At 69.0% G+C, this 12485-nt stretch carries 8 protein-coding genes; 4 read left to right on the top strand and 4 right to left on the bottom strand.

All coding sequences use genetic code 11. The features are described from left to right. The first annotated feature begins 66 nt into the window (after window positions 1–66). From istA to JOD52_RS15905, 3 genes are read left to right on the top strand one after another with little or no spacing between them, the layout of a single operon-like run. Window positions 67–1629 carry an IS21 family transposase gene (gene istA / locus JOD52_RS15915; RefSeq protein WP_204408388.1) on the top strand — a complete coding sequence of 521 codons (1563 nt, stop codon included), beginning with the start codon at window positions 67–69 and terminating at the stop codon, window positions 1627–1629. Next, window positions 1626–2372 carry an ATP-binding protein gene (locus tag JOD52_RS15910; RefSeq protein WP_338124028.1) on the top strand — a complete coding sequence of 249 codons (747 nt, stop codon included), beginning with the start codon at window positions 1626–1628 and terminating at the stop codon, window positions 2370–2372. Before istA ends, JOD52_RS15910 begins: the two co-directional genes overlap by 4 nt. A gap of 4 nt (window positions 2373–2376) precedes the next feature. Then, window positions 2377–3711: a Wadjet anti-phage system protein JetD domain-containing protein gene (locus JOD52_RS15905; protein ID WP_204411124.1), complete on the top strand. Its 1335-nt coding sequence runs from the start codon at window positions 2377–2379 to the stop codon at window positions 3709–3711. 80 nt (window positions 3712–3791) lie between these two features. Here the strand turns inward: JOD52_RS15905 and JOD52_RS15900 are convergent, their stop codons facing one another. From JOD52_RS15900 to JOD52_RS15890, 3 genes are all read right to left on the bottom strand, one after another. Then, window positions 3792–5003 (bottom strand): toxic anion resistance protein, encoded by a 1212-nt coding sequence (locus tag JOD52_RS15900; protein WP_204411122.1) that lies wholly within the window; start codon window positions 5001–5003, stop codon window positions 3792–3794. Between the two features lie 21 nt (window positions 5004–5024). Beyond that, complete coding sequence (locus JOD52_RS15895) at window positions 5025–5924, bottom strand: hypothetical protein (protein WP_239551940.1); 900 nt, start codon at window positions 5922–5924, stop codon at window positions 5025–5027. A 129-nt stretch (window positions 5925–6053) separates the two neighbouring features. Then, window positions 6054–9605, bottom strand: a complete 3552-nt coding sequence (locus JOD52_RS15890) for a phosphodiester glycosidase family protein (RefSeq protein WP_239551939.1) — start codon at window positions 9603–9605, stop codon at window positions 6054–6056. Window positions 9606–9984: 379 nt separating this feature from the next. Between JOD52_RS15890 and JOD52_RS15885 the strand changes: the two genes are divergently transcribed. Beyond that, entirely contained in the window at window positions 9985–10716 is a 732-nt protein-coding gene (locus tag JOD52_RS15885) for a TetR/AcrR family transcriptional regulator (RefSeq protein ID WP_275579122.1), read from the top strand. A 169-nt stretch (window positions 10717–10885) separates the two neighbouring features. On the opposite strand, the gene JOD52_RS15880 is transcribed toward JOD52_RS15885, so the two are convergent. Further along, on the bottom strand, window positions 10886–12469 hold the full coding sequence (locus tag JOD52_RS15880) for a M81 family metallopeptidase (RefSeq protein ID WP_204411118.1): 1584 nt from the start codon (window positions 12467–12469) through the stop codon (window positions 10886–10888). Window positions 12470–12485 lie beyond the last annotated feature (16 nt).

Raw genomic sequence — 12485 nt, 5'->3', positions numbered from 1 at the left:
GGGGCCGCTCTGTCTACGCTCCTTCCGCCGTGTGTATAGGGCACGCGGCGGAAGGAGCAATCTGGAATGGTACGGAAGATCAGGGCGAAGCTGGTGCTCCAGCTGCGCGCAGAAGGTCTGTCGGGGCGAGCGATTTCGTCCTCGCAGGGCATGTCCCGCAAGTCCGTGAGGGCGGTGTTCGAGGCCGCTGACGCTGCAGGGATCGGGTGGGGCGATATCGCGGACGTCGCCGATGAGCAGGTGTATGCCCGGTTGTTCCCGGGCCGGGGCGAGCACGAGAGCGTGTTCGCACAGCCGGACTGGGAACAGGTCCATCGAGAGATGGCCAGGGTCGGCGTGACGCTGAAGCTGTTGCACGGCGAGTACTTCGACGCGACCACGGCGGCTGGGGATCCGGCGATGGGGTATGACCGGTTTTGCCGCACCTACCAGCACCACGTCATGGTCACCGGTGCCGCTTCGAGAGTCGGTCACAAGGCCGGCCAGAGCGTGGAGGTCGACTGGTCCGGCCCCACGATGGAGCTGGCCGATCCGGTCACCGGCGAGGTCTCGAAGGTGTTCTTGTTCGTTGCCTGCCTGCCTTTTTCTCGTTACGCGTTCTGCTTCCCGGCGCTGGATATGCGCCAGGAGTCCTGGCTGCGAGCGCACGTAGCGATGTTCGAGGCGCTGGGCGGGACGGTCCCGAGGATCGTTCCGGACAACCTCAAGACCGGTGTGGTGAAGCACCCCCGCGAGGGCGAGATCGTCCTGAACGATGCGTATCGCGAGATGGCAGCGCATTACTCGGCGGCGGTGCTCCCGGGGAGGGTGCGGAAACCGAAAGACAAGGCGAGCGTGGAGAACACCGTCGCGCACGTCGCGACCTGGGTCATCGCCGGGCTGCGGGATCAGCGATTCACGTCCCTGCCCGAACTTGCAGCCGCCATCGGGCAGCGGATGGAGGCCTATAACGCGGAGCCGTTCCAGAAGCGGCCCGGATCCCGCGCCAGCGTGTTCGACGCGGAGGAGCGGCCGCTGCTGACGCCGCTGCCGGCGGTGCCCTACGAGATCTCGACATGGCACTACGGACGACGAGTGGGCAGGAACGGGCACGTCACGTTCGCGCGGAACTTCTACTCCGCGCCGTTCGCGCACATCGGCGCGAAGGTCGATCTGCGCATCACGGCCCGGACGCTGGAGATCTATCAGGGCAGCCAGCGACTGACCAGTCACCTGCTGCTCCCGGAGACCGCGAGCAATGAGTACCGCACCAACGACGCGGACCTACCTGCGGGCGAGCGTTTCCAGGCCTGGGACGCGCAGAGGGTGCGGGCGTGGGCAGATCGGGTCGGGCCGGCCACGGTGATCGTGATCCAGCGGATCTTCGAGTCCGTGCCGATCGTGGAACAGGGCCTGGATCCCGCGTTGGCGGTGCTACGGCTCTCTCGCCGCTTCTCCGTAGATCGGGTCGAGGCGGCCTGCGCACTCGCGCTGACGGGACGGGTCCGTTCACCGCGCTATGCGCATCTGCACCCGATCTTGGCCACCGGGCAGGACAAGGTCGCCGCCCTGCGTCCACCCCGCGAGGAACCCGCGGAAGACGGCGGATACGTCCGTGGCGCCGACTACTACGCCGGAGGTGTCCGGTGAGCGTGATCGATAACGACACGAAGCGGAAGCTGCGCGAGATGGGCGCGACCGCGCTGCTGGACGCGATCGATGCCCAGGATGAGGCTCACGTGCTGGGGATGTCGTTCCAGGAACGGCTCCAGCTGATCGTGGACGAGGCGCATTCCATCTTCAATCATGGAAAGGTCGAGGGTCTGATCCGCCGGGCGGGGCTGCGTTATCCCGGAGCGGACCTGCGGCGGCTGGATCTGGTCGAGGAACGGGGACTGAACCGGAACGTGATCGCGCAACTGGCAACCTGCTCCTTCATCCAGCGGCAACAGAACGTGGTCTTCCAGGGCTTCACCGGCTCAGGGAAGTCCTACCTCGGCTGCGCGCTGGCGAAGCAGGCCTGCCAGCACCGGCTCCGAGCCCACTACATCCGAATGCCCGACCTCGAAGAGGCCTGGGCCCTGGCAAAGGACAAGCCGCAGGGCCAGACGAAGTTCCTGCGGAAGTACTCCACGTTCTCGCTGCTGGTGATCGACGAGTGGCTGCTGGACCATCCTGACGAGGGAATGCGTTCGATGCTGCTGGAACTGCTCGAGCGCCGCTATGACACCGGCTCGACCGTGTTCTGCACCCAGTACCCGAAGAAGGACTGGCACGCCCGGCTCGGTGGAGCAGTCCACGCCGATGCGATCATGGACCGCATCGTGCACAACACAATCTGGATCGACACCGGCGACAGGAACATGCGAGAACACACCGCACTGCCCCAGTGACCCGATGCCGGCGGGAGCCAGTGGTCCCCACCGCGGCGGCTACTGGCCCCCGTCGGCACGATCGGCGGTCCCCAAGAGCAAGATTCGGTGGCTCCCACGACTACGAATACTCAATCAGGTCCACATGCGCACACCTGAGGACGTCCGAGCGACCTTGCGCACCAAGTGGGATCGCAACCTGCCCGCATGGCTCGCTGAGCCTTCGAAGGCGACCGTGAGCGTGCCCCTGCACCCTCCCACGGCTGCGCAGGCACTTGCCGACCCGCCCGCGGTCTCCGAGTGGGTCCAGCTGTGGCGTCGCGCCCCCGAACCGCTGGGCCTCCACGTGCAGTGGGAGGAGCGCCGCTGGGCACACCTCGGCTCCCAGCGAGTCCCCGTGCGATGGGGTGCAACCGGTGCTGACGTGCTCACCGAGTGTGCCGACGGACCGACCCAGGCGGAGGCGGAGCTCCTGCGTGTCCGCTACGAAGCGGCGGTGTCCCACCTGGCCCACCATGAGGAGACTCCCCACCTGGCCAATCACCCCGGGGTGGGGGGCGAGGCTCTGCGTCACTCGGTCGCTGCGGGGATGGACCGGTCGCGCGCGCAGTGGCTGCGGATGTCTCCGACAGATGCCGATCTGTCGATCGCGGTGGCGGCCTGGCTGTTGTCCCACCCCCGCTCGGGGCTGCGCATCCGCCAGGTGCCGTTCCCGGGTATGCACACGAAGTGGCTGCGGGATCACCGGTCACTGGTGAGCAGGCTCGTCGGCGCCGCCCGCGCCGACGGGTCGGAGGACCTCGGCCTCGCCTCGGACCCCGTCTTCCACGACGTCCTGGTCCTCGATCCCCGACTTCGACAGGGACACCCCGGCTTCCCTCGAAGCTCCCGGATCGCCGTGAGGCAGCTGCCTGATCTGGGGCTCACCCCCCGCGTGGTCATCGTGTGTGAGAACGCTGAGACCGTCCAGGTGCTCCCGGACATCCCCGAGGCGGTCGCCGTGAGCGGTTCCGGATACGCGATCCCCAGCCTGCTCGACGTGCCCTGGATACGAGACGTCCCGGTCATCTACTGGGGGGATCTCGACGCAGACGGCTTCCGGATCCTGGACCGGGCCCGGCACCACCATGACGACGTCACCAGCATTCTCATGGACGCCAACACCCTCGAAGACCATCGAGCGCTCGCCGTCACCACGTCCGTGCGTCCGGTGGTCACGCTCTCACGCCTGACCGGGAGCGAGCAGATCCTGCACGATGAACTCGCCACGGGCGGCACACGGCTGGAGCAGGAACGCATCGAGCTCGGCTACGCGGTCACGCACCTTGAAGCGGCCGTGATGATTGACCGGCCATGCTGATCGATCAATAGCGAGATCGGTGGCCTTTCACTCCTGAGATGCTCACCGAACTCGCCGCTCGCGGCGCTGAGAGGAGCTGATCAGTCCTCGATGCGCAGCAGGTCCGAGGCCGAGTCGATCTGGGCCTGCTGGGCGGGGGCCTGCTCCATGCGGCGCATGTAGGGCTGGGCCCGCTCCACCTGGTGCTCCAGGGCGTTGACGGTCTCCAGGAAGTTCTGGTTGGCCTGGGCGCGGAAGGTGTCGATCCCGTCCATGGTGGTGAACAGGTTGTCGAAGGCCTTCTGCAAGGTCTCGGCGGAGACACCCGAGGTGGCGGCCTGCTCCTGGATCTTCACGGAGTTGTCGGCCAGCATCTGCGAGGTGCGCGCCACCAGCGAATCAGTGGTGGAGTTGACCGCGTCGATCTGATCGAGCACCAGCTTCTGGTTCTCCAGCGCCTGCGCGGTGATCACCGCGGTGCGCAGTGCCGTCACCGTGGTGGTGCGGGCCCGCTCCACGCCCTGGGCGAGCTTGGTGTTGTTGTCCTCGATCAGCCCCATCGCCATGTAAGCCTGCACGGTGACGGCGATCTGGGTGGCCACGTCCTGGCGGCGCTGACGCACGGCGAACAGCACGTCGCGCTCCAGGGCGTCGGCCGCCTCGGTGCGGCCCTCCGCACGGGCCTGCCGCGCCTTCTCCACCGCCCGATCATCCAGCAGACCCAGCAGGTGGGAGGCCTTCTGCAGGGCACCCAGGTCCTCCCACAGTCCGCGGCGCTCCACGGCCAGCTCCGCGTTGTCGCGCTGCAGCATCTCCTGGCCACGACCCAGGGCCGTCAGCACACCGTCGAGCTGCTTCTGGTTGGACTCGAAGCTGCGGAAGTACCGCTTGGCGGCGCCGCGGCCGGGCAGGAAGCTCAGCGCCTTGGAGGCGAAGGTGTCCTCCTTGGGGGCCAGGTCCTCCATCGTGCTGCGCAGGTCCGCGAGGGACTTGGAGACCACTTCCTGGCTGCCGCCGGACTCCTTCGCATCACGCAGAGACTGCTCCATGAAGCGGGAGGAGGTGCCGCTGGTGCGCTCGAAGGTACGACGCGCCACCGCGCCCAGCGCGTTGACCTGGGCGGTGAACTCCTGGGAGTGGGGGTTCAGGGTGGAGATCTCCTCGAGCCACTGGTCGGCGCGGGTCTCCAGCTCCTTCTGCTGCTCGGCGGGAAGGTCGGTGAGTAGGGAGACGGCCTTCTCCTCACTGAGCTCCTCGACGGGCTCGGCGGGCACGATCTCCTCGGCGGGGGTGGGGGGCTGCAGCTTGTCCATGGGTTCTCCTTGAAGGGGTTCTCAGACGTCGATGATGGGGTTCAGGTGCTGATCGGCGAAACGGGTGCGCAGGAACTCGGAGTGCACCTCGAGGGAGCGGGACACCCCGGCCACCATGTCCTGCTCGATGCGCTCCACGCCGTCGGCCAGCACACCGAGCTGCTGGTCCACGGCCCGCAGGTTCGCCAGGGCCTCCTCGCGGGCGGAGCCGCGGAAGGTGACCAGGAAGCCGATGATGTCCTCAGCGGCGTCCACCAGCTCCGGGATGTACCGGCAGGCCATGCCCTCCAGCATCGTCACCTCACCGGAGGAGGGGCGCAGGGTCTGTATCGCCTCGGAGCCGGCCAGGGCGTCGATCCGCACCAGCAGCGCGTCCACGTCCTTCAGCACCTGCAGGGCTGTCGGGTCCGAGGCGCGGGCGCGCAGGTCACGGGTGCGTCCGCGAGTCTCAGCGGTGGCGTGGAGGATCTGCTCGAGCACCTCGCGGGTGGAATCGGGCACGTCGGCACCGGTGGTGAGCAGGCGGGCCGGTTCCGGGCGCAGGGAGTACAGCAGGCCGCCGGTGCCGCCCGCGGCCAGAACCCCCACGCCGGCGGCGATCGCGGCGATGGGCCCGGCGATCACCCCGGCCACGCCGAGGGCGACGACGGCGAAGGCCGCGGCAGAGCCCGTCAGCACCGGCACCCCGAAGGACACCAGGGGGCTGCGACGGGGGGCGGAGCGCACCAGCTCGGTCGAGCTTCCGGCTGCGGGGGAGTGGACCTTGCCCTCCAGGGGCTTCGGGGCCGGGCCCCACAGGTCGCGGCGCTCGGCCGTGGCCTTCCACGGCAGGTCCATGTCCCCGGGCAGGGCGGGGCGTGAGGGCGCGGCGGCACCCTCGGTGGTCGGCCGCTGGGCCGACGGGTCGTTCCCTTTGCTCACGCGCACCCGCCTCGTCTCGTGGTCGTCCGCAGGCTATCGCTAACGGCTGGAGAACAGTGAGGAATGCGTGATCAGCGGCCTGCCGGGGTGCGTGCAGTGCTGCCGGACCCCGGCCCGCGGCCGCCGGCGTCAGCCGTTCCCGTGGCCACGGCCTTTCCCGTTGCCTTTTCCACTGCCAGGTCCATTGCCCTTGCCTTTGCCCGGTTCCTTCCCGTTCCCGTTGTCAGGGCCCTTGTCGTGACCAGGACGTTTCCCGTTGTCGTGTCCCTTGCCGTGCCCTCGGCCCTTCCCTGGCCCGGTGACGGTCACCACCTGTTCGGCGGTGCGGCCGTTCACGGTCACGGTGAGGGTCGCCTGCCCGCGTCGCAACCCGGTGAGCTCACCGGTCAGCGGGTTCATCCGCAGCACCGCCCGGCCGTCCCCGCGGCGCTTCTCCACCTCGGCGTCGTCGGTGCCGGACTCCACGATCACGCCCTCTCCGCCCCACTGGGCGGTCACCGGCCAGGCCACCGGCACGGTGCGCCCGTCCTGGGTGAAGGTCGCGCTCGCCGAGCCGACGGCCCCGACGCGCAGTTCCTCGGTGGCGGTGAGCGAGAGCTCGTCCACCCAGGGCTTGGTCTCGGCTGCCAGCCAGTCCACCCGGTCCTGCGTGCTCGGGTTCTGGCCCACCAGGCCGGCGCCGGGGTTGATCCCGACCATGGTCCAGCCGGTGAAGCCGCCGGTCTCGACGGTGCCGGAGGGGTTCTTCCCCGAGTTGCCGTTGATCAGGTAGGTCACGCCCTCCACCGCGGAGCCGTGGAACGCACCCACGTGCCCGTTGATCACGGCGGCGGACTTCCCGGAGTCGCGGCGGAAGTCCGCCAGCAGCTTCTCCACGGCCCGCGCCTCGCGCTGGTCGGAGAGCTGGGAGAGTTTAGAGGGCAACGGGTCTGTGGGCGGATGGTGGAAGAACACGGTGACACCGGTGAGGGTGTCGGAGTCCTCCACCTCTTCCAGGAGGCGCTCCAACTCGGCGATCTGGTCGAGTCCGCCACCGCGCAGGCTGCCCGAGGCGGTGTTCAGGGTGATCACCTTGGTGCGGCCCAGGTCGCGACTGGTGGACGCCGGGCCGAAGGCGGTCTCGAAGTTGCCGATCTTCCCGCCCATGATCTCGTGGTTGCCCGGTACGTAGAGGTAGGGGATCTCGGCGCCCCACTCCTCGTCCAGGATCTGCTTGGCCAGCACGAAGTCCGCCTCGGAGGCCTCGTCGACGAAGTCGCCGTTGATGACCAGGAGGTCTGGTTGCTCGGCCTTGATCTCTCGCAAGGTTCGGCGGGCGCCGGCGACGGCATCGCTGTCCGGATCGGCCGCCACGAACTGGGCATCGCTCATCACGGCGATGCGCTGCGGGCGTTCCGCGACGGATCCTGAGGCAAGGAGGGCCTGATCATGGATGCGCTGCTCTGGGAGTGTCTCCGCCTCCGGGGTGGTGATTGCTCTCAGGTTGGCTACCGCGATGTCCCCGGTGTACTGGGCCTCCGGGCGGGTCTCCATGATCCGCACCCGCTCCACGGTCAGCGGTTGGGGCAAACCCTCGGGGACCGTGAAGCGTATCTGCTGCCACCCCTGGAACTCGAGGTGATCACCACCGAGGTTGGTGACGGAGCCCTGGGCGTCCCGCACCTGCAGCCGTGGCCATGACCCGGTGCCATCCCCGCGCACGTCCAAGGTGAAGGCGAGGGTGGAGCCCTCCACCTGGACCGGTTCGTTCGCCACGAGGTAGTAGCCGCGGGTGGCGGAGGAGGTGGTGAAGTCGTAGGTCAGGCCAATGGCCGCGTGGGTGGTGCCGTCGGTTGTCGACGGTCCGTCGGCGGCGGAGAAGGACCCGGTGGCTCGCGCCGAGTCGCCACGGAAGGCCGACGGGTCGGAGAAGTCGAACACCTCGACCTGCCCGGTGCCGTGGGTGAGCGCCACTGTGGTGGAGAGCTCCCCGTGGCGGAACGTCACCGAACCGGTGTCCGCCGCGCCGGTGGCGGCAACGGCCCAGGTGCCCAGGCCATCGTCGGTCACGAGGAACCCATGGGTGACATCGACCTCCACATCGCCGGTCTCCACACGGGCCCTCTGCCCATCAGCATCGACACCGGTCAGGGTGAGCAACTGCGGGGTCTCCGCGTCCGGAAGGGAGAGGGAGCGGGCGGAGGCCTGCAGGGCGACCGGCTCGCCCAGCACCCGCAGGGTCACCGAGTCCTGGTGGGCGCCGGCGGCATACGTGACAGTGCCCTGACCGCGCTCGGAACCCAGCACGCGGGCACTGGTGCTATCTGAGGAGACGATCTCGACGGGGCCGTCGACATCGAAGGTTCCGTCCACCAGTACCGGATCGAAGTTTGCACCCAGGCCGGTGGCCTCCACGGTGCGGTGCATGCCCGGCAGCACGGCGTCCTCGCCGTCCACGGTGGTACGAACCTGCACGTCGGAGAGCTGCTCGGCCGGGGCATCGGAGTAGAACACCAGCGCGTTGGGAACTTCGCGAACCACGCCATCCGAGGGGCTGTTCCAGATCTGCTCGCTCTCGTCCCCGGCAGCGCGGGCAGCCATCGCCGACGAACCGCCGCCGTCGAGGTTCAGCGCATTGTGGGCACCCATGTCCCGCAGCAGCGCGGCGAGCTCCGGCAGCGTCATGCCGCGGGAGTCGGAGGAGCGGCCGTCCAGGACCAACACGAACAGTTCGCTGCCGTCCCGGCTGATGCCCACGGCAGTGCGCGGATGCACATCGGTTGCCAGCCGATACGTGCTCATATCGGTGATCTCGCCGTCGCGCAGGATCTGGTGGGATCCAGCGATACCGAGGTCGACATCGGCCGAGGGGCCCACCTCGATCTCGACCTGGTCGCCTACCTGGAGGGCGGCGACCTTCTCCGCCCCGGCCTCGCGTCCCAGCAGCACCTGGGCGCCGTCGGGGATCTGCGGGTCACCTGCACGCGGGATCAGGCCGCTGACATCGGTGACCACACCGTCGACCACCGTGGCGCGGGCGATCCTTGCGGCCATCCGATCGGGGCCGCCGGCGGGGCGGTCCAGGCTGTAGTCGCCCCAGGCTGCGGTGTACACGCCGATCGTGCCGGGTGCCAGGTTCGGGGTGTTCATTCCGCTGAGTTCCAGGGCGGTGCCGTCCTCCAGGGTGACGGAGCCGGAGGCGGCGAGCTCCTGTATGGCGGCCTGCCCGTCGGCCACCGTGAAGGAGGCGCGCGGCTGGGAGGTGCCGGTGCGCAGACCCTCGGAGGAGACGGAGGTGTAGATCGGGGCGTCCGAGTGGTTGATGTCGAAGAAGGTGCCGTTCACGGCAGCGACAGCGCGGTCGCCGCGCGGGCCCTCCCGCATCACGTCCTGGAGCGGGGCCCGGCCGGTGACGGTTCCCGAGTCGCGCACATCCAGCGACAACGTGGACTCCCGCAGGTCTGCGGTCAGCACGCTGCCTTCGTTCCAGCCGGGCTCCTCCAGACGGGAGAAGGTGGTCAGATCCAGCCCCGGGGCGATGCGAAGGGTGGTGGAGTCCCGTAGCACCCCTCCCTGGGAGAGCTGCTCGTCGGTGACCTCGGCCGACGCTGGTGCCGCCTGGAAGGACTCGAGTGCGAAAAGCCCCGGTGCCAGCAGTGCGAGACCTGCCAGCAGGACGGCGAACCGACCCGTCGGTGTCAATCGAGCACGGGATTCGGAGGCGCCTACGGGGTTGTGAATGTCGACAGCCGAGCAGACCGGATCCTGCTCGTGCCTAACGCCCTTCATGGGGTTCTGGGCGGGCGGCGATACGGATGCAGGGGAGCGCATGGGGGTCCTGACCTAGGGGTCGTGAGATGGGCACAGCTCACGCTACGGAAGCCGGTAGTCCTGGAGGCGGGGCTCAGGTGAATCCTGGGTATCCGGGAATCGACCATGCGCTCAGAAATGCGCAATAGGTGGCGGGTGGGTGAGCGGTGTGCTGTGAGGTCATGACGACCATCGGGGAGGATGGGAAGCGGTCTATGTGAATGGCATATACATTGTGTGAACAGCGTGGACTTATGTGAGGGAGGCGGGGATGGTGAGGGGAACTCTCGGAACGACTCCTGTGGTGAAGGAGAGCAAGGCCCGGGATTCCCGCGGGTACCACCACGGTGACCTGAGGGCAGCCCTCATCGCGGAGGCACTGGAGATGACCCGCGTGGATGGGCCCTCGTCGCTGTCCCTGCGCGAGGCGACGCGTCGTGCGGGCGTGACTCCCGCTGCGGCCTATCGCCACTTCCGGGATCGCGCGGAGCTGCTGGAGGCTCTTGGCCGGGAGATCCAGGAGCGCATGGCTGAGCGGATGCGGGACCGGATCGATGACCGGTCCGGCCCTGCGACCGCCACCCCCGCTCCCGTCGCGGACACTCCCACTCCCGCCGCCGGCGCGACCGATCCCGTCGCACTCGTGGCGCGGGCAGAGGCAGCACTGCACCGCCTGCGCGAAGTGGGGTTGAGCTACATCGAGTTCGCCGTCGAGGAACCGGGCTTGTTCGAGACCGCCTTCGCCGGGCAGGCGCGCCTGGGGAATCGGGCATCGCTCGAGGAGATGCCACCGGTCGGGGAGCTGCTGGCGGCGCTGGAGGGCTGCGTGGCAAGTGGTGTTCTGCCGGCTTACCGCCGCCCGGGTGCGGAGTTCTCCTGCTGGTCGGCCGTGCACGGCTGCGCGGAGCTGATGGTGCACGGGCCCCTGCGCGGCGCGGAGCCCCAGGTGGCGGGCCAGGTGGCCGAGCGCGTGGTGGACGACATCATCGCCGGCATCCGTTGACCGCCAGGCGCGGCCGGGCAGGCGGGGGCCTCACCCTGGAACGCGGCGCGCAGGATTTCACCTGCGGCAGCGGGGATTGTGGAGAGGCCGGGGTCTCGTCGATGATCGGCTGCATGCACCGAGACCAGTGGTCACCGCCGACCGGAGTGGATGGACGGTGGCATCGTGATCACCCCGTGACCTGCGTACCCCGTCGGATCCCTGCGGCCGATGGGGCCGGGATCTCGGCATCGAAGGGGATCATCGGCCGGTCGATGCGGGAGTGGCCCAGGCGCACCAGGTCCTGGTCCACGCCGCCGGGGGTGAGGGCCAACAGCCAGTCGGCGGCGGCCTCGTACTGGTCCGGCTCCAGGTAGCCCATCTTCACGGTGACCACGTCGAACCCCGTCATCGATAGCCCCAGGCGCGCGAACATGTCGGCGGTGGCGAACTGGGAGCGACGCGCGGTGACAACCACCGTCAGGCCCGACAGTTGCTCGATGCCGTCGTCACCCGCGCCCGGAACCAGCACCTGCAGGGCGGCTGCCCGTCCGGTCGAGGCGGAGTCGTCCAGCGCCACCACCTGGGCACGCAGCGGCACCGGGCCGGGCTCGCGGGCATCGATCCGCCCGCCCACGACGAAGTCCCCGCGCCCGCCCACGCCCAGTTCCCACGCGGCACTGCTCGAGTCCGGATCCACCAAGGACACCATCAGTGCGCTCACCTCATTGGTGCGGATCTCCTCGCGGCCCAACAGCTGTGCCAGGCAGTAGGTGGTGTCGTCGGCCCCACCGGCGCCGGGGTTGTCCCCGGAGTCGGAGATCCAGAACGGCCGCTTCTCGCTGACGATCGCCTGGTCCAGGCAGTCGGCGAAACTGCCGGTGGGGGCCACGAACTCGAAATCGTGGCGGGCCTCCCACACCGAGGTGGCCAGCTCCAGAGCTGCGGTGTCGACGGCCTCGGCGTCGGATCCGAAGGCGACGATGGCGGCCTTGCAGCGGGGCTGGTCGGCCCAGGCGAAGCCCACCCAATAGGACACGTCGGTGACGCCCTCGCGGTCGGTGAGATCGGGGATGCGGCCATAGATGGACTTGGCCGGTTCAATGCGCGTGGAGGTCTTCTCCCCGGGCAGCAGCACCGGCACGTGCACCAGCGCCTTGTGGGGGAGCGGGCCGCCGGCCATCACGGCGGCGGTGGCGTCCACCAGGTCGCGCAGGCCCCGCTCGCGGGTCTCCCAGGCGTCGATGTGGGGGGCGTGACGGTAGCAGGTGAGGAGGTCGCAGGCATCGAACAGGGTCTCGGAGACGTTGCCGTGCAGGTCCATGGCGGTACCCACCACCACGTCCGGGCCGATCGCCTCGCGGATCGCGGTGATCAGGTCCCCTTCGGCGTCCTCCAGGCCCACCACGCTCATCGCGCCGTGGATGTCGAAATAGAACCCGTCCAGCGGCGCCTCGGCGTGGGCGGCGGCCAGGCCCTCACAGATCTCTCGCTTCCACCCCTCGTAGACCTCGCGAACCAGCTGGCCGCCGGGGAGGGCGCGGGCGTGGAGGACACCCACGTAGTCGGCCGCCTCTCGCAGCACCTGCCCGGAGCCGGTGGTGGCGGTGAAGAACGGGTAGCGATCGAGGATCGCTTCGGTGCCGCGGCGCACCTCGAAGTCCGCCGCGGAGGAGCGGTATGGGGTGAAGGTGGAGGACTCGATGGCGATACCGGCGATGCCGATACGGGGCCTGCGAGGCTCAGACCTGTGGGGCTCGGTGCGGCGGTTCATGAGGAGGCCCTCCCGG

It is taken from the genome of Brachybacterium muris (assembly GCF_016907455.1).
Taxonomy (GTDB): domain Bacteria; phylum Actinomycetota; class Actinomycetes; order Actinomycetales; family Dermabacteraceae; genus Brachybacterium; species Brachybacterium muris.
Note: the sequence above shows the minus strand (reverse complement) of the source record. Positions and strands in the feature narration are given on the sequence as shown.